Consider the following 26067-nt stretch of genomic DNA (forward strand, 5'->3'; position numbering starts at 1 on the left):
ACAACCTCAAGTAGCTACTTTTTGGCCACTTGGGGTTGTTTGTTTTTTGGAAATCACTTTTTGATACAAAGCTCTCTGTTGATCCCTTGAGTTATGTGCATCTCACCTTGAAGTCATTAGAGTATATGGGTATAAATAACCCCACCATTAAAAGGACATGAGATGTATTTGCAAATGCATATGTATTTCATTAAGCCTCGTTGTAGTTAGGCGATGAAAGAAAAGAATTATTTATGGAACACCAGTAGCGGCATAATCGCTGTACTACTCGTTTTACCAATCTTAGCGATATTCACGACTGCTGTTGGAGAAACCGATGAGCTCTTTTCTCATCTGATGTCCACAGTAATGCCCACCTATGCCTACAATACGGTGGTTTTAGTCATGGGAACCATGTTCCTGTCTTTAATTTTTGGTATTCCATCTGCATGGATCATGGCAATGTGCCGTGTCCCTGGAGAGCGTGTTTTGCAATGGGCGCTAGTGCTGCCATTAGCAATGCCTGGCTATATCGTGGGTTATATCTTTACCGACTGGTTTGACTTTGCTGGCCCTGTTCAAATTCTCTTGCGAGATCTAACGGGCTGGGGGCCTGGTGAGTATTGGTTCCCTGATATTAGAACCTTGTCGGGCGCGATTATTGTTCTGTCTCTCGTTCTTTACCCTTATATTTATTTGCTCTGCCGTGCGGCGTTCATGGAGCAAAACGTATCCCTATTACAATCCGCTCGCTTATTAAAGTGCTCTCCTTGGGAAAGCTTTCGTCGTATTTCATTACCGCTCGTGCGCCCTTCGATGGCGGTAGGTTTGTCTCTTGTTGCGATGGAAACCATCGGTGACTTCGGTACCGTGAGTTACTTTGCTGTAAACACATTAACGACAGCGGTTTACGATACTTGGTTAGGCTATTCGAGCTTAACGGCCGCAGCAAAAATATCGGCAATCATGCTGGTTATCGTCATTCTATTATTGAGTACCGAGCGATATAGCCGTCGTAAACAGAAATTATTTCAGAATCAGTTCAGTAGCCGTGAAGACTTTCGTTATGAGCTAATCGGTTGGAAGAAGTGGTTGGCACTCTTTTGGTGTTGGGGATTAGTGTGTATTGCGTTCTTATTCCCTATCGCGCAGTTAATCATTTATGCCTACAAGTATTTTGCCCAAAGCTGGACCCCGGAGTTCAGAGAGTATGCGCTTAATAGCCTTTATGTCTCTGTTGTCGCTGCGATTATTGGTGTGCTCGTTGCGTTGATTGTTAACTTTAATCAACGTGTCAGCCCTGGTAAGAAAAACCTGGCTTACATGAGGTTCGCATCTATGGGCTATGCGGTTCCTGGCACCGTGTTGGCGATAGGTGTCATGGTTCCAGTGCTGTTTATGGATCACTTAGTTAATGACATAGCGAAAGCGATGGAGTGGGGACGTCCGGGACTGATCTTCTCTGGTTCTATGTTTGCGCTTATTTTTGCCATGGTGGTGCGCTTTTCAGCTGTTGCTATTGGTAGTATCGAAAGTAGCTTAAGCAAAGTATCACCTTCATTGGATATGGCTTCTAAAACAATGGGTTGTAATACCAATCAGATGTTACGTCGTGTGCATCTCCCTCTGATTAAGCGTGGTGCACTGATTGCAGGCTTATTGGTGTTTATCGAATCAATGAAAGAGTTGAATGCGGCATTGTTGCTGCGTCCTTTTAATTTCGAAACGCTCGCGACTTATGTTTATAACTATGCGTCAGATGAGCACCTTGAATTAGCAGCCATGCCTGCTGTGTTGTTAGTCTTGGTGGGTTTAATTCCACTGATCATCGTAAACCGTTCTTTGGAGCAGAAACACTAATGAGTTGTGCATTATCCATTAAAGATCTGACTTGTAAGTACGAGTCCCAAACTATTTTGGAATCTCTTTCTTTAGAAGTTGAGCATGGTGAAATTGTTTGTCTGCTTGGTGCCAGTGGTTGTGGTAAGACGACGCTGCTTAAAGCGATTGCCGGCCTGCTTCCATTGAGTAGTGGTGTCATGAGTCTGAATTGCCAAGTTATTGATGACGCTGCGAATTGGTTACCACCAGAGCAGCGTAACATTGGCATGATCTTCCAAGACTATGCTCTGTTTCCACACCTTACTGTGAATCAGAATGTGGCATTTGGTCTGCGTGATATGTCTGAGCAAGATAAGACAGCGAAAGTTAAAGAGATGCTTGAGCTTGTTCATCTTGATCAATTTGGCGATCGTTATCCTCATCAGCTTTCTGGTGGACAACAGCAACGTGTCGCGATTGCGCGTTCTTTGGCATATAAGCCAGACCTGCTGCTATTGGATGAACCATTTTCCAACATTGATACCCAAGTACGTCATGAGCTGATTTCTCAGATTCGTAAAATCTTTAAGAAGCAGGGTGTGACGGCTATTTTTGTTACTCACAGTCGTGAAGAGGCGTTTGCCTTTGCTGACAAGATGGCGGTAATGAATCATGGTGTCATCGAACAATACGGCTCGGCGTCAGAATTGTACTTCCACCCATCAAGCAAGTTTGTTGCAGACTTCTTGGGCGGTGGTAGTTATTTAGGTGCGCAACGTATTTCTGAACATGAGTTTGAGACAAGCTTAGGTTTGATTGAAGCGAAAGCGCAGACTCAGATCGAAATTGGTGCTGAATGTGCGTTGTTGTTAAGGCCTCAGCATATTGTGGCGAGCCACGATGTCGACAGTAATTTGTCGGTATTGGAACAGCAGTTTATGGGTGACCACTGTCGTTATGTGATTGAAGCTAATGGCCAGAAATTATTAGCAACGTCTTCAGAAGCGCTTGAGTTCGGTATGCCGGTAACGGTTAAAGTCGACACCAAAGGCGTATTGGCGTTCTAACAAAGTCCAACTCGAAATTATAGTGACAAAAAAGCCCAGCACTTTAATCAAGTACTGGGCAAGAGTTCTTCACTTATAGGCGTTAACAAGGCAGTGATTTGTTAAATCCTATACAAAACTGCTGCACTCTATAAGCCTATAGAGAGAGGAAGTCTTTCACTTTTTGAAGAACATGTTCTGCAGTGTCTTTATCTTCCATTTCTGCGAAGATTCGTAGTAACGGCTCTGTTCCTGAGAAGCGAGCAATGACCCAGCCACCATTTTTGAAGTACACCTTAGCGCCATCTTCATAGCTGACTTTTTCAATTTCGTATTCAAATTCAGGCAGTTGTTTCTCTACGTAGATCTTGGTGTAGAGCGCTTCTTTCTCTGAAGGTTTGAATTTGCAATCTCCTTCTGCCGTATACGCATAACCATACTTAGAGTAGATTTCATCAAGCAGCTCAGAGAGTTTTTTACCTGTCACACTGATCATCTCAACCAGTAAGCTCGAAGCAAACACGCCATCCTTACCTTTGATGTGGCCACGAATGGTTAAACCACCCGAGCTTTCGCCACCAATCAGTGAGTCGTCGACTTCCATTTGAGAGCTGATATGTTTGAAGCCTACAGGAACCTCAAAGCTCTTTTCACCATGATCCGCAGCGACTTTATCAAGTAGATGTGTGGTTGCGATATTACGTACTACAGAGCCTTTCCAGCCTTTGTATTCCAGCAGGTAGTAATAAAGCAATAGCAGCACTTCGTTAGGGTGAATGAAGTGACCTTTCTCATCGATGATCCCCAAACGGTCGGCATCGCCATCGGTACCAATACCAATGTCGTAACCTTCAGCCGCAACTAAGTGCTTCAAGCGATACAGCGTTGCAGCACTTGGCGAAGGCATCAATCCACCAAAGTCTGGGTTTTTACCATCGTTAATCACATCAACATCACAACGAGCACTGATTAACACGGTTTGCAGTGCGTTTTTTGCTACACCAAACATTGGGTCGATCAGGACTCGCAGGTTGGCTTGTTTAATCGATTCGATATCAATAGCGTTAATGATCGAGTCAACAAAGGCGTTCATCGGATTGATGATTTCAATTTCTTTGTCGTTCAATGCTTGTTCAAAATCGACTCTTACGACATCTTCACTGGTTAAAGTCGAAATTTGTTGTTCGATCTTTTCTGTGATGATCTCATCAGCATCACGACCACCTTCAATGAAGATCTTTATGCCGTTATAGTCCGCTGGGTTATGAGAAGCAGTAATACACGCAGAGTAAACACATCCCATTTCCTTCGCTTGGAACATCACGATAGGAGTCGGAACGAACTTGTCGATAAAGCTCACTTTGATGTTGTTGGCTGCCAATACTTCAGCAAACCAGCACGCGGCTTTATCTGAAAGGAAGCGGCGGTCATAGCCGATAACGAAGCCATTTTTCGCTGCATCTTCATTATTGATGATGTTAGAGAGTGCTTGTGCCACTAAGCGAACGTTTTCTCTAGTGAACTCTTCACCAATAAACGCGCGCCAGCCGCCAGTACCAAATTTAATCATTAGAAAATCCTTTTAGTCTCACTACCTCAAGCCAGTAAAGACTTGAGATAGGAGATGTTCATCAAATTAAGTGATTAGCCGAGTACAACGATAACTTCGTTTACGCTGCCTTCTGCTTGTACTGGGATTGCGCCTTCAATCTGCTCACCGTTAATTGTGATAGAGGCAACGCCCTTACTTACTGAATTCGGGTTTTGCACTGTGATGTTGTAAGTCGCACCGCGCCATTGACGAGTTACCTCGAATTCTGGCCAATCAGTTGGGATACAAGGATCGACGGTTAAACCTTCAAAGCCTGTGCGAACACCAAGAATGAAGTTGGTTACCGCAAAGTAAGCCCAACCAGACGTACCGGTTAACCAAGGGTGGTTTGCACGGCCGTGGTCTTGGTGGTCTTTACCCATGATGAACTGCACGTACGAGTATGGTTCTGCGTAGCGTGTTTCAATCATGTCGTTTTGGTTGTATGGGTTTAGTGCGTCGTAGAATTTCATCGCACGGTCACCACGACCTAACTTAGCTTCAGCTACCCAAGCCCATGGGTTCGGGTGAGAGAAGATAGCGCCGTTCTCTTTAACGCCTTGGTAAACACGAGTCACAAAGCCGATATCGTCGTTTGGTGTAGCAAATGATGGAGAGTTTAGGTGTAAGCCGTACTCAGAGAATAAGTTCTCATCAACTGCGTCCATCGCTTTCTCACCGCGTTCTTGAGAAACAGCACCAGATAGTACTGCTAGCGTGTTTGACTCAAGGTGAACTCGACCTTCAGTTTGTTGAGCTGTACCAATCTTGTCGCCATTTTTAGTCAGACCACGGATGTACCAGCCACCTTCGTCATCCCAAAGGTGCGTTTCACAAGCTTCGCGAACGTTCGCTGCCATTTCTGTGTATTTAGTAACGTCAGCATCGTTATTACGGAACTTAGCTAGGTCTAAGAATTCTTGCAGAGCCCAGAAGTGTAGGAATGAAACCATTGAAGATTCACCACCACCTAGGTTCAAACAGTCATTCCAGTCTGCGCGAAGACCCTTACAGATACCTGTTTGACCTACGTATTCTGCAGAGAAGTTAAGTGCGGCTTTCATGTGTTCGTAAACCGTTGCTTCGCCACCATCTGCGTATGGAATCACTTCGTCAAAGAAATCGTGTTCACCCGTTTCCATCACGTATTTGATGATGGTTGGTACGATCCATAAGTGATCATCAGAACAGGTATCGTCAATGCCGTGGATCTTATCGTCGTCTGAAGGCGTTGGAACAACCGTTGGCGATTTTGAAGGTTCAACGTCAGCTTTCTCTGGATCGAACCAGTCAGGATCGAACAAGTGTAGACCGTAGCCCGCTTTCACTTGGCCACGAAGCAGATCGATAATACGCTTCTTGGTCATTTGTGGGTTGGCATGAGGTACTGAGATCGCGTCTTGCGCCGTATCACGGTAACCAAGTCCAGTTCGGCCACCGACTTCAATGAAGGATGCAAAGCGCGACCAAACCACACAGGTTTCTGCTTGGTAAAGCGTCCACGTGTTGATCATGGTGTCCAAGCCTTCGTTTGGAGACTTAACTTGGAACTTGTTGCAGCGCTCGTCCCAGTGATCTTTGATGCCTTGGAATGCTGCGTCTACGTTTGTTGTGTCTTGGTATTTCTCACGTAGGCGCTCACCGTTGCCTTTGCCGATACCTAGTACATATGCAAAGCGAACTTCTTCACCCGGTTGAATCGTAAATTGCTTATGCAGAGAACCACAGTGGTTGTAACAAGTTTGCGCGCTGTTAGAACACTTGCCATTTTCAACCGCAATTGGGTTTGCTTCGTCACGGTACATACCAAGGAAGTTGTCACGTTGTCCGTCGTAGCTGTCTGGCGAGAAGGTTGATGCTAAGTAGTAAAAGCCTTCAAAGTCGTTAGTGTTGTAGTACAAGTCGTATTCCAGAACACCTTCTTGGTAAGACGTGCCCGCAGAGTACAAAGACATCTGATGGTTCTGGTTATCTGACTGAATGTGACTGAAAGAGAACTCAACAAATGAGAAAGTGCTGATGGTTCTTGGCTTGTCAGTGTTGTTCTTTAGGACTACATCCCACACTTCTGCATCTTCGCCCTTAGGAACGAATAGCGTTTTAGTTGCTGTAATGCCGCTGTATTCACATTTGAACTTTGAGTATGACAGACCATGACGAACTTCGTAGTTCGCTTCATCTAGGCTTTTTGCCACTGGTTGCCAAGAGATAGACCAGTAATCACCTGTCTCATCATCACGCAGGTAAACATAGTGTCCTGGACGGTCGAATGTACCGTTTGGACGGAATTTAGTAACACGGTTGTATTCCGGAGAATTGTAGAACGAGTAACCGCCCGCATTGTGCGAAATCACGGTACAAAACTTTTCAGTACCTAGGTAGTTTGTCCAAGGTGCTGGTACATCAGGGCGAGTGATGACGTATTCGCGATTGTCGTTATCGAAATAGCCGTATTTCATTGTCATTTCCTTTTTAACAAACTGCATCTATGCAGCTAATTTTTAAATAGTGATGCTGAGTCTTATCTAACTGAGCACCTTAATTTGAGTTAGTAACTTAATTTGAGTCAGCAATCGCTCGATGTGAGTGTCGCTTTGGTTTTGTTTTATTGAGCTTTCCAAGGGTTGCGATAGTCAACATTGAGTCTGTCGAGTAATGGCAAGTGCCCTTTAAGGCGAGATAGGTAATCTAGCCAGTTTCGGTTGTTTTTATGTGTCCAACATCCTTCAGCTAAAGCGCTAATTCTTGGGAATACCATGTAATCCATACGCTTTTGATTGGTGACGATCTCACACCATAGAGCACACTGAATTCCGCGGATCCGCTTACGAATTGGGTCGGTGTCGGATATTTCAGCAAGCGCTTCGTAGGTATAAGCTTGTTCTAATGGGATAACGGCAGCCCAATCTACGCCCGGCTCTTCCGGTGCATAATCTTGGGTCATGTCGAGATAGGTAAATTGTGCAGGTTGCAGTACCACATCAAAGCCTTGGCGAGCACAGTTCACAGCGGCTTCTTCACTGAGCCACGAGTAGATGATGGTCTCTTTACTGACTTTGTCGCCGTGCTGTGCTTCTTCCCAGCCCACCATGCGCTTGCCTAACTGCTTAAGCTTGTTCTCGGCATAGCGGAATAGGTGGCCTTGTAGATCTTTGCTGTCTTGATATTGATGTTCTTTCATCAGAGCTTGAGCAGCAGGGCTGTTGCTCCACACGCCAGGTGGTACTTCATCTGCGCCCATGTGAATCAACTCGCTAGGGAAAAGCTCTGCCACTTCTTCAATAACGGCATCTAGGAATTGGTAAGTGCCTGGTAAACCTGGGTTTAACACATTGTCGTTGTAGTGCTGAATACTCTTGTATTGTGTGGTGTCTGCTTGCTCTACTAGCATGTCAGGCAGTGACTTGATAGCGGCGCGGCAGTGTCCTGGGATATCGATTTCAGGAATAACAGTGATACTACGGTGCTCTGCGTATTCAATGACTTCACGAATTTGTTGTTGCGTGTAGAAGCCGCCATAGTTGTCAGCAAGGTGTGTGTATTGCGGTTCTAACGCATGGTCAGGGCCGCGCCAAGCGCCGATTTCAGTCAGCTGAGGTAGGCTCTTAATCTCAATTCTCCAACCTTCATCGTCAGTTAGGTGCCAATGAAATACGTTGAATTTGTAGTGCGCTAATTGATTGATTAAACGCTTAACTTGCTCTACCGAGTGGAAGTGACGAGCGCAGTCCAACATCATGCCTCGGTATTTGAAACGAGGCTGATCGGCGATTTTGCAACATGGAACAGAGAAGTTCTCGGCATCCAGTTGTTGTACTAACTGAATCAAGCTTGCCACGGCGTGTGTGAAACCAGATTGGCTACCTGATTCAACCATTATCTGTTGTGCCGTGACGGTGAACTTGTATTCGGCTTCATCTAAAGTCGGATTGCTGCGAAATAGAATGTCGCCGCTTTGGTCTTTTGAAAGTTCAGTTGAAAGTGCATTCGAAAGAGACAATTCAAAAGTTGAAATTAACTCTTGTTGCAGCCAAGAGACGGCTTTATCTGCAAGGTGAGATTGAACCTCAATCTTGCATTCGCTGCTTAGCGCGAAGCTACCTTGTTTAAGTTCGATCTGGTTCGGCTGAGGAATCAATGCCACTTGAGCTGCGCTCACTTCAGGAATTTGATTACGTTCACGATATGGTGAAGCCAGAACAATCGGAGATATAGCAACAGGCAGTACCGATGCTTCTCCTTGGTGATGTGATTGGATAAAGGCATCATTAAGGCCATCTGAATAGAAGCGGAATGGGGCGCTTTGAATACTGAATTCAAGGTAGTAATGGTTGTTCGCCTTTAATACCGGAGAGCTTGGTTTGAACGAGCAAAAGCTTCCAACTTGAGTCAGTTCACCTTGCGATAAACTCTCAGGAAGGATGAATCGGTCAAAGGCAAAATGCAGTGACCAATCTTGTACGTCTAGGTCACTTAAGTTATGTACCGTAAGGCCGAATCGGCAGTTATTTTTTTGTTCAGAAAGAACAGCTAAGTCGATGCGATAATTCATATAACTTCCCTGCTAAGCCTGTTGATACAAGTTGTGTTGTGATTTTCCGGCAAACATCAATGCGCCTTCGATAGCGTCAAATTGAGGTTTAACGATCCATTGCTGTACTGGTGGCGATAGCCAGTTGAGAATGCGTTCAGCGATACTTCCCATTAAGCACACCTTGTCAGCGCCTTTTCGATGCAGCGCTAACACAAACATTTCGATATCGGCTGCAGTCTGCTTAAGCATCTCGATAGCCAGTTCGTCGCCTTCATTAGCGAGTTGAAAAATGACTGGAGAAAATTGACCGTAATCCTTTGGAATCGCGCCTTTCGACCACGCCACGATCGCATCAACATCATTATTGAAATGATTCATAACGTGTTGAGTCAGTGGAGTTTTGTTGCGAATGCCGTCTTCAGCGAGTAGAACCTGTTGAATTAAACGAAGGCCCATTACTGCGCCGCCACCTTGGTCTGAAATTGGGAATTCACGACCGCCAACAACATGTTGCTCGCCGTTGTTTAAGTAGATGCCGCATGAACCTGTGCCACCGATCATGATTGCACCGTCTTGGCCATTGTGAGCACCAATGCAAGCGCCGTAAGCGTCGGTATTTAGTGTCATGCTTGCGAAAGGGTGTGCTTGTGCCATGAAGTCGAGCCATGCTGATTTTTGCTCTGCGCCAGCCAGTGCTAATCCAACATGCATATTAGAAAAGTCATCAGAGTCGAGTTGGCCTTGTTGTGCGGCTTTGGTGATGGCATCAACAATCGAATTCATCGCAACATCAACACCCAATAGGATGTTGGCACTGCCGCTCTTAGCTTCACCAATCAGTTTGCCTTGGTCATCTCTAATTCGAGCTCGGCAAGAAGTGCCTCCACCATCAATACCTACGTAGTAAAGAGTCATGATTATTGCTCCTTACACTGTGCTAAATGGTTGAATTGTGCTGCTGTTGCCAGTAAGTACCACGCGCCATGAGGAATCCATTGTTCGCCCCAACGCCAGTTTTGTAGCATGTCGTCTTTTTGAGCTAGTGGATTGAATGCGATGTCTTGTTCATCGTCAAAACCCGCCGTGATGCCGTTGCAGATCCCGCCTTTCGCATTAAAGAAACCAAGCTGTGGTAGATAGTCTGGGTTGTTATGACCGTGACCATCGAGCATGCACATGTGGTAAGGATTCAATCCTAAAATCCAATCAAGGCTGTTTTGTGAAAGCTGGATTAAGCGCTTTTGAAGATCGGTATCTTGAATGTGTGGTTGAACTAAGTACGCCATGGTCGTAATTGAACCAAGACGTGCGTTTTCACCTTGCCACCAGTAGCCGGTTTCGTTCTGTTGAGCGACAAAGAAGGCATCGCGCTTATCACCATCGACAGACTTAACGTATTGTCTTGGGTAGCCAAATGGGTTGATGACTTTGTCGGTAATATTGATTTCGAACTGACATGCTTTTTCAACAACCGTGCGCGCTTGTTCTTTCAGTTCTGCATTGGTTTCATTGTCGATGTACTCGCACAGAGCAATCACTGGAAGGCCAGCTTCAGCTGCATGGAAATAAGGTCGAGAGCCATCAGAGTTTGCCGACCAGAAATGCGTAAATGAATCATCGGATTGCTGACGAGCGATCAAGCGATTAGCCCAAGTTCTTGCTTCTGATAGATATTGAGAATCTTGTGTAACTCGGAACAACTCGTTGGCAGCGAGTAGGGCGCAATACTCATCGATGATGTTCTCTTCACCATCATTTAGGTATTGCAGGTTGTACTCTTTTAGGTGCCAGTAACCTTTCGTAGCGGTATCAAGATAGGTTTGGCTAGAGTAACTGCCAGAGGTTTCAAGTGCAGAAGCTGCGGCTAATGCTGCAATAGCAACGCCTGCACCTTGTCGATAGCCCGCTTGCAAGTCGGTTGATTTATGGCCTTCTTGAGTAGCATAAGCGCAGATGTCGCGCTGATTGATGTCTTTGCTCCACTTGTCGAATACCGTCATATAGAAGTATCCAGCCGCGTCTTGCATGCGCACTAAGAAGTCTGCACCGAATAGGGCTTCTTCCGTCAGGCGAGTCATGGAGAATTTCGGGAAGTCTGGATTATTGCTGGTTAAGCGCACGCTTTTAAGCATGTTCCAAACAACCATGGGAATCTGTTGAGGATTTAGGTAGTTGCCATAAGACAGGTGGCTAAAGTACTTGCTTACGTCACCGGATGCGTCGTACCAACCGCCATGGACATCGACGTATCTGTCAGTGCCCAGAATTTGCGCCTGTTGATCTTTTTTGTCGAAAGCGCCGCCACAACGTTGAGACTTAAAGTAATGAAGCACATCAGAAAACGTGTGGTTCATTAACAGGTTGCTACCAATTTCAAAGACTTCTGAGCGTAGATTGTCAAAGCGTAGGTAGTAGCGACCAGGTTCAATGAATGAACTGAAATCGATGGTGAAGAATTGTCCTTGATGCCAGTTTGCTACGCGGCCTTGCTTTACAACATCGAAGTTGCCCACGGTAATATGGTTGTCGGCACACACTAAAAGTGCAGTCGTACTTGATAAGCGAGCTTTCTTAGTTTGTAAGATAGCCTGCTTTGGAGCCGTGGATTCGTAGCCAATATGGTTGGTCAATAACAGCATCAATGTTCTCCAAAAGCCCTAGTTTCTTATGGCTAGGTACCTGAAATTTTTTAGGATAAATAGTTAGGGTCCGCAGACCCTAACGGGCATTTATTGCTTAGCTTTCGTGTAGGTAACAACGCACAAAATGGTTCTCTGCGAGTTGAGTGACACCCGGTAATTGCTCTTTACACTTATCCATTGCGTGAGTACAACGGCCTGCAAATGGGCAACCTGCTGATACTGGTGTCCAAAGAGGGATCTCCCCTTTGTTACCTGCTAGTTGGTCGTGGATTGATTTCTTAGGGTCTGGAACCGCAGAAACCAGCAGTTGGGTGTAAGGGTGTTGAGGGTTAGCAATAACGTCATCGGTATCGCCCCATTCCACCATGTGCCCTACGTACATCACCGAAAGATCTTCAGCGATGTAACGAGCCGTTGCGATGTCATGAGTGATGTAAAGTAGAGACATTTGCTTCTCAAACTTCATCTCTTCCATCAGGTTCAAAACACCAGCACGAATCGATACATCAAGCATTGATGTTGGTTCATCGGCTAATACAACCTCTGCCCCTACCGCGATGTTACGGGCTAGGTTGACACGTTGACGTTGACCACCTGAGAGTTGGTGAGGGTACTTTTCTGCCGTTGCTTTTGGTGGGATTAAGCCCACTTGCTCTAGAAGATCGTACACACGTTCCTGTAACTCTTTCTTGTTGCCTGGAGATACTTTTTTGTGGATCAACAATGGGCGAGCAATGTGGTGGAAGATGTTATGTGTTGGGTTCAGAGAACCAAACGGGTCTTGCCATACCATCTGCACGCCTTCACGGTAATGCATAAGATCTTTTCTGCTTGAGATCTCTTGGATGTCACGGCCTTTGTACTCGATCGTACCGCCTGATGGCGCATACATTTTTGCGATCATTTTTGCCGTTGTTGATTTGCCTGAGCCAGACTCACCAACCACCGCTAGGCCGCGGCTTTTGTACATTTTGAATGACACGTCGTTAATCGCACGCATCATCGGGGTTTGAATGGTGGTGCTGCTTATTGGGAAGTCTTTTACGACGTTCTTACCTTCTACCAATAACTGACCGAAATCTTTGCTCATAATTGTCTCCAGAATCCTTGTTCGCTTTGCTTGTTTTAGAGCGGTTAAACCACTTTGTTATTTATTCACGCTGAGTGAGCGTGCAAGCTATAGCTTCCTTTGTACTATTGGGTCGCCGTACAGGTGGCAGTTAGACAAATGTCCCGGTTCGATTGCACGTAGTGAGGTTGGCACCTTAGTGCAGGCTTCATGTACACGGTCACAACGAGCTTGGAAGCGGCACCCTTCAGGAATCTCTAACAGGTTCAAAGGGTTGCCCGGAATACCTGCTAACTTGGTTTTTGGCCCAGTTAGCGGTGGGAAAGAACTTCCCAGCCCTTTGGTGTAAGGGTGGAAAGGGTTTTCTAGAATATCTTGAGAGTTCGCAATCTCGATAAGCTCACCTGAGTACATGATGCCGATACGGTCAGAGAACTCGACCATCAATGACAAGTCATGGGTGATGAACAGAATCGAGAAACCAAATTCTTCTTTTAGTGCGTAGATCTTTTGTAGGATTTCGCGTTGTACAACCACATCAAGTGCTGTTGTTGGCTCATCCATAATGATCAGCTTTGGATTCAGAGCAAGAGCGATAGCAATAACCAAACGTTGACGCATACCACCAGAGAATTGGTGAGGGTAGTCACTCAAACGACTCGGGTGAATATCGACGATCTCAAGTAGACCTTCAGCGCGTTTTTTCGCTTGCTCACGAGTCATGTTGGTGTGATGCATAATCACGTCACAGAACTGCTCTTCCATTGGTAATACTGGATTCAGTGCGTTCATTGCACTTTGGAATACCATCGACATCTCGCTCCAACGGAACGCTTGCATGCGTTCATCACTGTATTCCAGGATGTTCTCACCGTTGAAGATAACCTCGCCACCACTGATGTATGCTGGCGGCTTATGTAGACGCATTAAAGAGAAAGCGACGGTTGATTTACCACAGCCGGACTCACCGGCTAGGCCAAATACTTCACCTGGAGCGATATCAAAACTTACGTTGTTACACGCACGAACATCGCCAGCTTCTGTGATGTAATCCACGCATAAGTTACGGATAGAAATTAATGGTTTAGACATGATTATTTATCTCCGCTCCAAAGTGCATTTTGTGGTGGTAGGTCAGGTTCGCGTTCTTCTTTGTCTTGAGCTGCAAGTTTCTTCCAACGCTTCATGCCTTTATGAGAACGCAGTTGAGGGTTAGCAATCTCATCGACAGCAAAGTTAAGTAGTGCAAGGCCAGTTACAAGTAGTGTCAATGCGATACAAGGAGCCAATAGTTCCCACCAAGCGCCAATCAGCATTGATGAAGAGGTTTGAACGTTGTAAAGCATGATGCCCCAGCTGATTGTGTTCGGGTCACCAAGACCTAGGAACGAAATCGTTGCTTCCATCATGATTGCGTACATCACCGAACCGATGAAGCTCGCACCAACGATAGAGATAAGGTTTGGAAGAATCTCAACGAAGATGATGCGGAATGAAGATTCACCCAATACTTCAGCGGCTTTTACAAATTCTTTTTCGCGTAGTGCCAAGGTTTGAGAACGAACAACACGCGCGCCCCAAGCCCAGGACATAAAGCCAATAACTAAGGTTATGGTGAGTGGCCCTGCCTCACCGATAAAGGCTGCTACTACGAACAGCAGTGGGTATTGAGGGATAACCAACATGATGTTCATTGCGGCGGTTAAAATGTCATCGACACGGCCGCCAAAGTAGCCAGCAGAAACACCGATAACCGTTGCGAGTAAACATACAGTTAGGCCTGCACCAAAACCGACAGCAAGAGATACACGTGCGCCGTATACCACTTGTGACCAAACGTCACGACCCATACGTGTTGTACCAAGTACGTGGTCCGCCTTTTTAGACATAATCAATGTACGACGGTCGTCTGCTAGGTTTTGAGCAACCCAGCCATCAGGGCTTGTTTGTGCAGACTTAACGACGAAGCCAGGGTATTCGTGTGGATTACCTGTACGTTTGTCTGGTACGTGTTTGGTGATCAATGGAGCTGCAATCGCGCCAAGGATAAAAATACTTAGAATGACGACGCCTGTTAGGGCCATCGGGTTACGCCAAATGAGTTTTAGAAAGTCTTTCATGATTATTTACCACCCTTACGAAGACGAGGGTCAAGAACAACGTAAAGCATGTCTGCAACTAGGTTAAAGAACAGCATGAACAGCGTCATGATAAGTAGCTGACCTTGTAATACTTGGTAGTCACGAGCGTTGATTGCGTTGAAAAGTACGCTACCAAGACCTGGGTAGTTAAAGATGATTTCGATAATTAACTGACCACCGATAGCCATACCTAGCGACATAGAAAGCGCAGTGACACTTGGTAGCATCGCGTTACGAGCTGCGTAGTTGAATACCACTCGGTTTTCGCTAAGGCCTTTGCCTTTAGCCATTGTGATGTAGTCTTCTGCTAGTAGGTTGATCATGTTGTTACGCATGTTTACTAGGAAGCCACCAATTTGAACAATAGAAGCACACACCAGAGGTAAGAAAGCATGGTACGCAACGTCTTTAATGAATGCCCAGCTTGTCCAATCAGGTATCGTACCTGCGGTATAGGCGTAGCCTGTTGGGAACCACTTCAGACCGATTGCGAAGGTAAATAGTGCAATCATTGCAATAACCACTTGAGGAACGGCTTGTAGAATCAGCATCCCTGGAGTAACAAATGCATCGTATTTGCTGCCACGTTTCCACGCTGCAAAAATACCTAGGATTGAACCAATTGAGAAAGAAAGAATAACTGCGGTGCCAGCTAAGAAAAGCGACCAACCGAATGCGCCACCTAACAGCGTATTTACTGAAAGTGGGTAGAACTGGATTGATGTACCAAGCTCCCAGCTTAGAATGTTCTTCATGTATGCGCCGTATTGAACCAGTAAGCCGCCATCAACGAAGCCTAATAGTTCTTTCATTGCAGCAATACGCTCAGGAGTAACTTGTACAGAAGCGTTCGCAAACATCATGGTAACTGGGTCACCAGGCATTGCTCTTGGAATAATAAAGTTTAACGTCGCTGCAACTAATAGCGCGACAAAATAAAATGACAAACGTCTTAAAAAATAACCCATAACTCACACCTTACTCACCCAGATTGTTTCCCTGTTTCTGGATTCAGGTCGCTCCTAGCGAAATTTGGAACGAAAAATCCCCTGACGACTAGCGCCATACTTTCAATTGAGAGTGTGGGGATTTTTATAAGCGGCGTAAGAAGTTACGCCGCAAAGATTGAACGATTACTTATTTAACTGGTTTTAGGTCCAGTACATGAAGTAGACGCTCTGGAATACCAGCCCAAATGTTTGGACGGCCTTTAGGATTTTCTTCGTTCCACCAACCAGTGAAGCGAGTTGTGTTGTATTGGTACATGTAAGCACCAGACATCACAGGGATCGTTACTTGGTCTGCAGCGATGATTTGCTGAATACCGTGTGCAATATCTAGCTGTTCGTTCTTATCAGCTGTTTTGTAGAAGCTGTTTAGAAGACCATCTAGCTTGTCGTTTTGGTAGAAGTGCATCGCGAAACGAGGCATACCATCACCAGATTGAAGTGATGAGTTGTAAGCACTGTTCCAGTATGTGTATGGATCCGCACCGTGGAAGTAGTTTGTGTAAGCTACGTCGTATGTACCTTCAAGCATCGCTTGGTTGTACACAGAGAAGTCAGGCGTACGAGCTTTCGCTTTAATGCCGATTTCGTTTAGCTGTTCTACCGCTAGTTGAACTGTGTTGTTGAAGTCAGTCCAGCCATTTGGCGATTGGATCATTAGTTCGAAAGACTTACCAGATGGAGTATCAACAAAACCATCTTTGTTTACATCTTTGAAGCCAGCGTCAGCAAGAAGCTTTTTCGCGCCTTCAGCGTTGTAAGTGTTGAAGCCTTTGTACTTGTCATGAGTTTTTTCATCAGACCAAGCTTCAAACGCGTAACCAAGACCAGAAGCGAAATCATTTACTGTACCGCCACCGTAGAATGCGATGTCGATGATAGTTTGACGGTCAAGAGCCATAGAGAAAGCACGACGGAATTCAACGTTGCTCAATGCTTCATGCTTCGCAGCATCAGGGTGCTTGAAGTTAACGATGAATGCCTGTGTACCTGCTGGCGGGTACCAGTAGTGGTGTTTCGGGCTAGCTGCTGCGTATGTGCGGTCGATATCTGGAACGAAAGAAGACGTCCAATCCATTTCACTGTTTACAACTTTACCTAGGAATTGGTCGTTGTTCGCAATTTGTGGAACACGTAGACAGTCAACATCTAGGTTGTCAGCATCCCAGTAGTTCGGGTTTTCACACTGAATGTAAAGTTGTGCTGTAAACGTATCGATCTCTGTAAATGGACCAGAACCCACTGGATTTTCATTAGTGAAAGTTGATGGGTCTTTAATGTCTTTCCAGATGTGCTTAGGTACTACTGGTACTTTAGCAATCTCATAAGGTACGTTCGAGTTTGCTTCTGTTAGGCTGAACTTAACTTGGTGATCGTTCAGTTTTTCTACAGAAGTTACCCAAGAGTTGATACCAGACTGGTCAAGCTCTGGCTTCTCTTTTACAAGGTTGAAAGAAAAAACAACATCATCAGCAGAGAAAGTTTCTCCATCAGACCATTTAACACCCTTACGAATGTCGAAAACAACGCTCATCAGATCATCTGACATCTTGAAGTTTTCAGCTAGACGGAACACTGGAGTGTTACCGTGCATTTCGTTAAATACTACTAGCGGCTCATACATGAAGTCGGTTGTAGTATGTAGGTTAGTAGCACCAAGGTACGGGTTAAAGTTACGTACGAATGTAGTGTACTCTTTCGGGTGAACGGTCAGTTCGCTGCGTTCTGCAGCAGTTGCTACTGATGCAAAACCTGTTGTAGCAGTTGCAATAATTGCTGTTGCTAGTGCTGTTTTTTTTATATTGGCAAGCATAGCTGTTCCTTACTATTTGCTTTCATTTCACTAATGGATTGAATGTTATCTGTCGCTAATTGTTTAGTAGATACACACTCTAGTTAAAGGCCTACCTCTTCTTCGTTGCTCCAGATTTGTTGCTTCTTCTGAGAAGTGGTAAGAGTGGCCTGTAGGCCTTTGGCAGGAGTAAGAAAACACCTTATCGATGAATTAATCAAACTCGTTTCCCGTCAAAAACGTTAAAAACACATAACCACACGTCATTAACGTCAAAATAGGGTGCTTTGGTGGTTTTTTGCGCGTAATTGTTATGGTGATGTGACTCGCAATTGAATTTGTGGTTGTGATGATATGTAAGTGTTCACTTACTTATTTGGCGTTTAATTATATACCCTTGCTCTACATTGATGTAATTGTAGATCTTGGTCACTTACTGATTTTACGTTAAATTTTCCTAGAAAATTAAATCTGCCGTTCTGTTGTGACTCGCTTCTCAAACTGCAACAAAGAGTCAGCTAACGGTTAGAAAAGGCGGAGAATAGGGCGAGTAAGCGCGACTTTTTAAAGGTGCGTTGAAGCTCAAGTAACGTGATATTTCTCTTGTTTAAAGACGTGAAAAAAGTACATTCGAGCAGATGGTATTGCTCTTCGAATCGAAATGTTACGTACAAAAAAGCCCACACGAGGTGGGCTCCATTATTAAAGTATCGTGATGTTAGTTCAGGATTAGCTGGTCAGTAATTTCTGTAGCTTGTCTCTGAGCATCTCGATATGAGTTCTTTCAGGTGTCTGTTCTTTACAGTGCTCTAGAATGAACTCGATAGAGCTCAACACCGTGCGCCAGCGAGGCGTTTTAGGTAAGGTTTCAAAGCGTAGATATTTATCTAAGGTTCGAGTTTGAAGCGTGCTTCGGTCTAAATAAACACGCCACAAGCCACTCTTCTCTGCGAAAGCAAACTTGGTTTCACCAGTGACTGACTCCCAATAAATGATCGCATTGGTCATCGCCTCCACCAACACTTCGCGCATTAGCTCTTGTTTGTTTTTACCTTCACCGGTTGCCTTATCAGCAAGGCGAGTGAACTCACCACCGAGCTCTTTCAGTTGTTGCAGTTTATCTTTATCACCTTCAAAGGCGTAGCTTGAAAGCGCCTCAACCGCCGTTTCAAGGTTATTGATACGGTTCGAGTTAACACCACCACCAACATTGAAGATATACATGGTATCGAGTCCTGAGCCTTCAGGTAGTTTGAGAATGTCACTTGGTATGCGCTGACGCGTGTCATCAATATAGATATCGATGTCACCACAGTAGTGAGCTTGTTCCACCTTGAGGTATTTAGGGGCAATGATTTCGTCGGCCATTGAGCGCTTAAGTTGCTCTTGCCCGCGCCTAAACAGCTTAGCTGCCGCTTCGTTGGCAAAGCGAATGCGTTGGTCTTCCCGAATACAGATAATGGCTTCTGGAGCTGACTCCAATTGTTCTAGCAAGCGTCCTTGAGTTTCGAGCAGGTTAGCTTCAACCATGGCTCGGTGTTTGAGCTCCAGTTGCAGCTGGTCATTCTCAAGGCGTCTTTGCTCTGCTTTACTTGCCGATAAATGCGCTGTGATTCGAGCAGCCAGTTCCTGTTTATTAAACGGCTTGGATAAGTAATCGTTGGCACCCGCTTCAAAGCCACGAACACGGTCTTCCGCTTGATTAAGTGCAGTGAGCATGATGATTGGTAATTGTGCGTGGTCATATTGCTTACGCAGCGCTTCACACACCTGATAGCCACTCATGCCCGGCATCATGATGTCGAGTAGAAGCAGTTCCGGCTTCTCTTTCTCAATCAGTTCAATCGTTTCTGGACCGTCACATGCGGTGCGAACTCGATAACCTTCCAATTTTAAGAAGCTATCTAACACGCGTAAGTTGACCGGCTCATCATCAGCAATCACTAACAACGGGCCATTCGGGTCTTCACTGATAACGCTGTTTTCTTGTTGCGCGTTATCAATCAAATCAGGTGCTTGGAAGTGTGAATAGCTCCCGGATTCATTGTAACTGTCCAATTCATCTTGGGTAGCTAAAGGTAATGTGAAGCTGAAGGTCGTCCCAAGCATAGGTTGGCTACTTACGTACAGCGAGCCACCCATTAGCTCGATCAGCTGACGACTAATGGACAACCCAAGTCCTGCACCTTGGCGATAGTTACTTGAGTCTTGTCCTGCTTGAATCAGTGGTTCAAAGATGTGTTCTAGGTATTCTGCTGGGATACCTTGGCCGGTGTCGACAACTTGTACGCGAATGTTGTCGTCGATAACGCTGGCTGAGATAACAATCTTACCTTCGGATGTGTACTTGATGGCATTGCCGACCAAGTTATACATCACTTGTTCCAATCGTTGAGGATCAGACGAGACTAGCCCTAAGTCACTTGGAACTTGGTTGATAATGCGGATTGGCTTGTTACCTAACAGATGATGAGATAACTCAAGCACTAAGCTGGTGGCAGCAGACAAGTCTACGGCTGATTTCTTTATATCTAAGCTGCCATAGCGCATCTTGTGGTAATCGAGCAGGTCATCGACCAAGGTCGCCAACCTTTGACCGCTATTGATGATGATATCCAACTGGTACTTCTGGTTGGCAGGAATAGGGCCGTTCGCACCAGATATTAGTGCCTCTGCGATACCAACCATGCCATGCAGTGGTGTTCTGAGCTCATGCGAAGTCGTCGCCAAGAATTCATCTTTCAGTTTATTGGCAAGCTGCAATTCTTCGTTTTGCTTTTGAATCGTTTTGAGGTTGTCCTCTAACTCATCATTTTGACTTTTAATCAGCAGCATTTTTTCACGAATAGAGCGCTGCATCCTTTCAAAACTGACGGCTAGGCGACCTATCTCGTCTTTACGCTCGGTATTGATCATCGTTTCATCAAGATCGCCGGCGGAGACCTTCTCGGCAGCCCAGGTGAGCTTTAACAATGGCGAGGTGATGAAGTTCGATAAGTAGTGCGATGCAACAAACACGAGAATGATCGCTGTTAGCATCACAATCACGAAGATCTTTTCTAATTGATGAATACGAGCAAACGCCTCTTTTTCTGGCAGTTCGACAACCAGTGCCCATGTTGCGTATTTAAGCTCAATCGGGGTGTAAGCAGCGATGATCGCTTGATCGAGAGTGTTGTCAAACGTGCCTACTGCGGTTTCACCTGCCAGAGCTTTGTCGACAACATCTAAGCTCAGGTTAATCGATTCTTGAGAGTGAGCGAGGCTACGAGGTAAGTGGTCACTACCAACAAGAAGTGTTTGAATGTTTGAGCTCTTGTTTAGATCCGCAATAAGCTTGGTAATGCCGTTAATTGGCAGTCTAAACATCGCATAGCTGTGCAAATACCCTTGTTGAACAATAGGAGCACCGAGCCATGCGGTTTGCTTGCCGTTTTCGTCTTTAAAGTCAGACACGATAACCGGCGTGTAATCTTCGTTGGATTTACGCTTGTCTGTTACGTCCTTAGTCAGCCTTTGAAAGGTGACTCCAAGGTTTGAATCTTTGTATTTGCCGGTCAGTAAGTTGGTACCGTAGTTATCACGCTTAAATACGGAGTAAGCGACGTTACCGTTAATGTCGACTAATAGAATGTCATCAAAATCTGAACGCTTAAGCAGTTCTTGATAGGAGTTATGGTAGCGTTTATGCAGCAAGCGATAGCGTTCGCTTCCGATGAAACTACTCGATTCAGGGAGGATAGAAGTTTTGATTTGATCGCCCGATCCTTGAATGTAGCGCTGTTGAGCATTACTGCGTGCTTCATCAATATCTAAGCCGAGTCGTTGAAAGGCATTGATTAAACCGTAGAAACGTCCACCACTGGCATTGGCTAGCTCTGAGCGAACGAAGCCCATGACTTGCGATTCTTGTGCCTGTAGGTAATCGACGATTTGCTGCTGCTTAGTATCACGGACCGAAACAAGGTGCGAAGTACTTTGTTCCTGAAGATCCTGACTGTGCGATTGGAGGAAAAAGATCGCGATAAGTGTCACTGGGGTAATACTGAGGACGAGAAACGCCAACATTAGGGTATTTTGAAGGCGCTTAAACTTCTGCTTTCGATAGAATCTAAACATAAATTGGGTACTACTTTCCTTTGATGTACTGCTAAAAGGGGCGAAAACAAGTACAGAGAATAGAATTAATGGGTTCCAATTTAACGAAATTAACGAGTTTTTTTACTTTGACAAGTAAGTGGTATTTAAAGCGTGTGCAAAAGCTCATTTTTATAGAGTTTTGATAGAAATATGAACAGACAGCGCAGAATATGACCCTGCGCTGTGTTAGATAGGCTACTTGTTTGCGTGGTATATCGCGAATTTTGTGGTCTTATTTAGCGTCGCGCATTTTCCAAACGCTTGTTCAATAATAGGGATGTATTTTAAGAAGCTGTTTGCAACAATAATCATCTCACCAGAGCGCTTGAGGTGCTTTGGTGCCTGCGCTAGCAGTGTTTCCGTTGCGCTGTAGCTTGTGTCTAATCCTGAGTGGAAAGGCGGATTACTGATGATGAACTGATAGTCTTTAGACGTATCAGAATAAACATCAGAAGCGAAAACTTTGCCCGTTAGACCATTGGCTTCGAGGGTTGCTTGGCTTGATGCGACTGCGAACGCGCTGATATCACACATTTCTAGCTCGATATCAGGGTTACGAGATGCCATAACCGCGCCTAACACGCCTGCACCACAACCAAAATCCAATACTTTGCCTTTTAGTTTCGGCAGAGTATCTAGCAGAAGTTGACTGCCCACATCGAATGCACCGTGGCTAAATACGCCAGGAAGGCTTTTAACAGTAAGTGATTGTTCGTCAATACTAACTTCGTAGGTTTTAAACCAATCTTGTAGGTTGAACGCTTGCGGTTGCTCGAAGCACTGACCCCAGTAGAAAGAACAACGGCGCGCTGAATCGTATTTTACGACCTTGCCATAAGGGGCAAACATCTTCTCAATGCTTTTCACGCCTGAGCGGTTTTCACCAACGACAACGATTTCAGTGTCTTTGCCTAATTTTGCAAACAACATCGCAAGTAAGAACTCAGCTTCCGCTTTTGCTTTTGGCCAATACAGCATTACCAAGTCAGCTTTGGTTTCTTCGGTAAATTCAGCACCATAAAAACGTTGAATAGAGCTGCAGTTATCCAATTGGCGGTAATAGCTGTAATTAGACGTATAAACGGTGACAGATTCACAATGTTTGGCTAACTCAACAGGGAATAAGTCTTCTGCCTCACCAGCAACTAAAACATGTTTGCCTTCAAAGTAGGCGAGTTGACGCTGAGCAATCTGGCTTGGGGCAATATAGGCGGACATAGGACACTCTATTGAATCGTTAGCAAAAAATGAGGGCGGATTTTCGCATAATCCGCCCAAAGCTTGAAGTGTTTAATACTCGTTCGCTAACCAAGTTGACGTTGAGTTGGTTAACTCTTGTCTTGCTGGTTCAAAAAGTCTTTAAACTCTTCATCGTAAATATTGAAAAGGACGATCGTAATAGCAAAGATCAGTGGACCATAGATCAGGCCGATTAAGCCAAACAGTTGAATACCACCCAGTAATGAGAAGAAGATCATTAGGGTGTTCATGCCTGCGCTGCCCTGCATTAATAGCGGGCGCAGAAGGTTATCAATCGAGCCCACAATCGCAACGCAGTATACCGTTAGGAAAATAGCCCAAGTGGTATCGCCCGTTAGGAATAAGTACGTGGCTGCTGGAATCCAGATAAGCGCAGTACCAACCACGGGAATGAAAGATGCGAAGCCCATCATTGTGCCCCAGAATAGACCTGGGAAGCCTGCTATCCACATACCTAATCCGCCCGCAAAACCTTGCGCTATTGCGGTTAAGAATGAGCCCATCACGGCTGATTTAGAAACTTGCTCAATCTCGGTTAACAGTTTGTCTTCTTGGCTGCGAGATAAAGGCAAAATATGACGAACAACGCTGATGATTTTGTCGTGATCTCTCAATAAGAAGAACAACACAAACAGCATTAAGAAAAAGTCCATCAAGAAGTTAGTCGCATCACCAAGGATCTTCGCACTAATACCCACAAGTTTTGAACCAAAGCTGGTGGCAAATTCTGCGACTTTCTGAGCTATTGCTTTTGGTTCGATATTGTCAAAAGGTAGATAATTGTTCACGAACGACAAAGCTTTCACGACTAAAGGGTGTTCAAACAAGGTTTGAATGCCGCCGTGTGTTACCCATTGATAAGTGTTTTGCGAGAATAACGAGCCTTGCTGCACGATGGCTGCAAATACCGCCAATAAAGGGATGACGATAATAAAAGTGAGGATTACACAAGAAAGTAGAGAGACTACGTTCTCTTTATTCGGTATCTTCTTTTCAAGCCATTCGTGAATTGGAAACATCAGCAACGAGATGATGAATGCCATTACTATGGAATTTACATAAGGCTCGATAAGTAAGAAACAAGCATAAGCCGCCGCGAGTAGGGCAATGATGATTACCCAGTGGCTTGTATTGATTTTGAGTTTTTCTGACACAGTAATGGTCTCTATATTGGCGTTCTGAGTTTATAATGGCTGCAAAACAGAGAGTTAGCAATGAGGAGTTTGCATTATGGGATGTTGTGGTAAAGATAAAAAATGCCAAGATGAAGAACAGCAAACAAAAAAAGAGATCCCTTGGTTTCGAATGTTTCTAGGCACAATTATGTTGCTGGTTTTTCTTTTTTGGGAACGTTAAAGGCTTTTTAGTACCGAGCTAGCTTGTGTCGCTGAGGTATTTACTTTGAACACAAGTGCTCAAATATTAAAAAGGGCTGCAGTAATGCAGCCCTAAATTCAAACGCTTAGCTAAAGAATTAGCTGTTTGATTCGTTGCTTTCTGCAGCAATAATAGCGAAACAGCGATCGGCTGCTTCTAATGTTGCATCGATCTCTTTTGAACCGTGAGCAAGAGACGTAAAGCTTGCTTCGAATGCTGATGGTGCAAGGTAAACACCGTGTTTTAGCATAAGGTGGAAGAAGCGCTTGAAGCGTTCTACATCACACTTGGTTACATCTTCGTAGCACGTTACTGTTTCTTGATCCGTAAAGAAGAAACCGAACATACCACCAACTTGGTGCACGAGCATTGGGATGCCGTGTTTATCCGCTAGGTGTTTGAAACCGCTTGCTAGCTGTTTAGTTTTCGCAGCAAGACGCTTCTCGTTGCCTTCTTCTCTTAATAGCTTCAGACATGCGTAGCCAGCTGCCATTGCAACAGGGTTACCAGAAAGCGTACCTGCTTGGTAAACCGGACCTGTTGGTGCGATGTACTGCATCACATCTCTACGACCACCAAAAGCACCCACTGGCATACCGCCACCGATCACTTTACCAAGACACGTAAGGTCTGGCTTGATGTTGTAGTAAGCTTGAGCACAACCTTCTGCAACGCGGAAACCTGTCATTACTTCATCAAAGATCAGCAACGCGCCTTCTTGGTCACAGATTTCACGAAGACCTTCATGGAAGCCTTCTACTGGCGGGATACAGTTCATGTTGCCAGCGACTGGCTCAACGATGATACATGCGATTTCGCCTTTATTTGCCGCGAAGATTTCACGTACAGAATCTAGGTTGTTGAACGTTGCTGTTAGTGTCAGCTTAGCAAAGTCAGCAGGAACACCTGGAGAGCTTGGTTGACCTAAAGTCAGTGCGCCAGAACCTGCTTTTACAAGTAGGCTGTCTGCGTGACCGTGGTAACAGCCTTCAAATTTAAGGATCTTGTCACGACCAGTGAAGCCACGAGCGAGACGAATCGCACTCATTGTTGCTTCTGTACCTGAGCTAACCATACGCAGCTGTTCCATTGATGGAACCATTTCAGATACTAGTTCAGCCATTTTGATTTCAGTTTCAGTGGGAGCTCCGAAACTTAGACCACGTTGCGCCGCATCAATAACAGCTTCACGGATAACCGCGTGGTTGTGACCTAGGATCATTGGACCCCAAGAGCCAACGTAATCGATATATGCTTTACCATCAGCATCAAAAAGAAGTGGGCCGTCAGCTCGCTCAACGAAGATTGGAGAACCACCTACACCGTTAAAAGCGCGCACTGGAGAGTTAACGCCACCTGGAATAGTTTGCTGTGCCTTTTGATACAGTTCTGCTGATTTGGTCATTGATATATCCTCTTTTGACTGTCGGACCAATTGGCTCGCATTGTACCTATCCCGAATCCAACTAGGAATGCTTTCGCCGATATAATCCCCCGAATCTGGTTGTTTTGTGTGGTTACACGTTTTAATTGTCAGATTCTGGCGAGTTTACAACAGTAAAAGGACCGATCCTGTGGTGAATACTTGAACGTTTCAGTCAGGTATTAGATAATCACCAGAATATAAGAAAATACTCAACAACTATGGTCTCGAATTAGATTTGTATC

Annotated in this window: 16 protein-coding genes; 2 read left to right on the forward strand and 14 right to left on the reverse strand. The window is 45.1% G+C overall.

The window, feature by feature from the left end; translation table 11 throughout:
• Positions 1-213: 213 nt before the first annotated feature.
• Both BCT49_RS20090 and BCT49_RS20095 read left to right on the forward strand, forming a co-directional pair.
• Positions 214-1839, forward strand: coding sequence for an ABC transporter permease (locus BCT49_RS20090; protein WP_102437714.1), 1626 nt, complete (start codon positions 214-216; stop codon positions 1837-1839).
• The gene (locus tag BCT49_RS20095; RefSeq protein WP_102437716.1) at positions 1839-2867 is read left to right on the forward strand and encodes an ABC transporter ATP-binding protein; all 1029 of its coding nucleotides are present in this window, start codon (positions 1839-1841) and stop codon (positions 2865-2867) included. The genes BCT49_RS20090 and BCT49_RS20095 overlap by 1 nt, the downstream gene beginning before the upstream one ends.
• Positions 2868-3003: 136 nt before the next feature.
• Here BCT49_RS20095 and BCT49_RS20100 read toward each other — a convergent pair whose 3' ends face one another.
• The 14 genes from BCT49_RS20100 to hemL all read right to left on the reverse strand — a co-directional run bounded on the left by BCT49_RS20100 (position 3004) and on the right by hemL (position 25804).
• Positions 3004-4416, reverse strand: coding sequence for a phosphoglucomutase/phosphomannomutase family protein (locus BCT49_RS20100; protein ID WP_102437718.1), 1413 nt, complete (start codon positions 4414-4416; stop codon positions 3004-3006).
• 74 nt (positions 4417-4490) lie between these two features.
• On the reverse strand, positions 4491-6896 hold the full coding sequence (locus tag BCT49_RS20105) for a GH36-type glycosyl hydrolase domain-containing protein (RefSeq protein WP_102437720.1): 2406 nt from the start codon (positions 6894-6896) through the stop codon (positions 4491-4493).
• Between the two features lie 146 nt (positions 6897-7042).
• On the reverse strand, positions 7043-8989 hold the full coding sequence (locus tag BCT49_RS20110; RefSeq protein WP_102437722.1) for a beta-N-acetylhexosaminidase: 1947 nt from the start codon (positions 8987-8989) through the stop codon (positions 7043-7045).
• A gap of 12 nt (positions 8990-9001) precedes the next feature.
• Complete coding sequence (locus BCT49_RS20115) at positions 9002-9886, reverse strand: N-acetylglucosamine kinase (RefSeq protein ID WP_102437724.1); 885 nt, start codon at positions 9884-9886, stop codon at positions 9002-9004.
• Positions 9887-9888: 2 nt separating this feature from the next.
• The gene (locus BCT49_RS20120; RefSeq protein ID WP_102437726.1) at positions 9889-11610 is read right to left on the reverse strand and encodes a glycoside hydrolase family 9 protein; all 1722 of its coding nucleotides are present in this window, start codon (positions 11608-11610) and stop codon (positions 9889-9891) included.
• A 97-nt stretch (positions 11611-11707) separates the two neighbouring features.
• Complete coding sequence (locus tag BCT49_RS20125; protein ID WP_102437728.1) at positions 11708-12703, reverse strand: ABC transporter ATP-binding protein; 996 nt, start codon at positions 12701-12703, stop codon at positions 11708-11710.
• Between the two features lie 87 nt (positions 12704-12790).
• Positions 12791-13774, reverse strand: coding sequence for an ABC transporter ATP-binding protein (locus BCT49_RS20130; protein WP_102437730.1), 984 nt, complete (start codon positions 13772-13774; stop codon positions 12791-12793).
• A gap of 2 nt (positions 13775-13776) precedes the next feature.
• Positions 13777-14802, reverse strand: coding sequence for an ABC transporter permease (locus BCT49_RS20135; protein WP_102437732.1), 1026 nt, complete (start codon positions 14800-14802; stop codon positions 13777-13779).
• A gap of 2 nt (positions 14803-14804) precedes the next feature.
• Positions 14805-15791, reverse strand: a complete 987-nt coding sequence (locus BCT49_RS20140) for an ABC transporter permease (RefSeq protein ID WP_102437734.1) — start codon at positions 15789-15791, stop codon at positions 14805-14807.
• Between the two features lie 169 nt (positions 15792-15960).
• Positions 15961-17643, reverse strand: a complete 1683-nt coding sequence (locus tag BCT49_RS20145) for an ABC transporter substrate-binding protein (protein WP_102437736.1) — start codon at positions 17641-17643, stop codon at positions 15961-15963.
• 708 nt (positions 17644-18351) lie between these two features.
• On the reverse strand, positions 18352-21741 hold the full coding sequence (locus BCT49_RS20150; RefSeq protein WP_102437738.1) for a response regulator: 3390 nt from the start codon (positions 21739-21741) through the stop codon (positions 18352-18354).
• A 216-nt stretch (positions 21742-21957) separates the two neighbouring features.
• Positions 21958-22980, reverse strand: a complete 1023-nt coding sequence (rsmC, locus tag BCT49_RS20155; protein WP_102437740.1) for a 16S rRNA (guanine(1207)-N(2))-methyltransferase RsmC — start codon at positions 22978-22980, stop codon at positions 21958-21960.
• Positions 22981-23090: 110 nt separating this feature from the next.
• Positions 23091-24176, reverse strand: coding sequence for an AI-2E family transporter (locus tag BCT49_RS20160; RefSeq protein ID WP_017108746.1), 1086 nt, complete (start codon positions 24174-24176; stop codon positions 23091-23093).
• Positions 24177-24496: 320 nt separating this feature from the next.
• Entirely contained in the window at positions 24497-25804 is a 1308-nt protein-coding gene (hemL, locus tag BCT49_RS20165; RefSeq protein ID WP_017106926.1) for a glutamate-1-semialdehyde 2,1-aminomutase, read from the reverse strand.
• Between the last annotated feature and the right edge of the window lie 263 nt (positions 25805-26067).

This window comes from Vibrio lentus, assembly GCF_002875945.1.
Classification (GTDB): Bacteria; Pseudomonadota; Gammaproteobacteria; order Enterobacterales; family Vibrionaceae; genus Vibrio; species Vibrio apostichopi.

What these genes read in the sequence shown, in the direction of transcription:
- BCT49_RS20135 (WP_102437732.1), bottom strand. Translation starts at nt 14,802, where the DNA reads ATGAAAGACTTTCTAAAACTCATTTGGCGTAACCCGATGGCCCTAACA.
- BCT49_RS20090 (WP_102437714.1), top strand. Translation starts at nt 214, where the DNA reads ATGAAAGAAAAGAATTATTTATGGAACACCAGTAGCGGCATAATCGCT.
- BCT49_RS20125 (WP_102437728.1), bottom strand. Translation starts at nt 12,703, where the DNA reads ATGAGCAAAGATTTCGGTCAGTTATTGGTAGAAGGTAAGAACGTCGTA.
- BCT49_RS20145 (WP_102437736.1), bottom strand. Translation starts at nt 17,643, where the DNA reads ATGCTTGCCAATATAAAAAAAACAGCACTAGCAACAGCAATTATTGCA.
- BCT49_RS20150 (WP_102437738.1), bottom strand. Translation starts at nt 21,741, where the DNA reads ATGTTTAGATTCTATCGAAAGCAGAAGTTTAAGCGCCTTCAAAATACC.
- BCT49_RS20115 (WP_102437724.1), bottom strand. Translation starts at nt 9,886, where the DNA reads ATGACTCTTTACTACGTAGGTATTGATGGTGGAGGCACTTCTTGCCGA.
- BCT49_RS20105 (WP_102437720.1), bottom strand. Translation starts at nt 6,896, where the DNA reads ATGAAATACGGCTATTTCGATAACGACAATCGCGAATACGTCATCACT.
- BCT49_RS20130 (WP_102437730.1), bottom strand. Translation starts at nt 13,774, where the DNA reads ATGTCTAAACCATTAATTTCTATCCGTAACTTATGCGTGGATTACATC.
- BCT49_RS20095 (WP_102437716.1), top strand. Translation starts at nt 1,839, where the DNA reads ATGAGTTGTGCATTATCCATTAAAGATCTGACTTGTAAGTACGAGTCC.
- BCT49_RS20110 (WP_102437722.1), bottom strand. Translation starts at nt 8,989, where the DNA reads ATGAATTATCGCATCGACTTAGCTGTTCTTTCTGAACAAAAAAATAAC.
- BCT49_RS20120 (WP_102437726.1), bottom strand. Translation starts at nt 11,610, where the DNA reads ATGCTGTTATTGACCAACCATATTGGCTACGAATCCACGGCTCCAAAG.
- BCT49_RS20100 (WP_102437718.1), bottom strand. Translation starts at nt 4,416, where the DNA reads ATGATTAAATTTGGTACTGGCGGCTGGCGCGCGTTTATTGGTGAAGAG.
- rsmC (WP_102437740.1), bottom strand. Translation starts at nt 22,980, where the DNA reads ATGTCCGCCTATATTGCCCCAAGCCAGATTGCTCAGCGTCAACTCGCC.
- BCT49_RS20140 (WP_102437734.1), bottom strand. Translation starts at nt 15,791, where the DNA reads ATGGGTTATTTTTTAAGACGTTTGTCATTTTATTTTGTCGCGCTATTA.
- hemL (WP_017106926.1), bottom strand. Translation starts at nt 25,804, where the DNA reads ATGACCAAATCAGCAGAACTGTATCAAAAGGCACAGCAAACTATTCCA.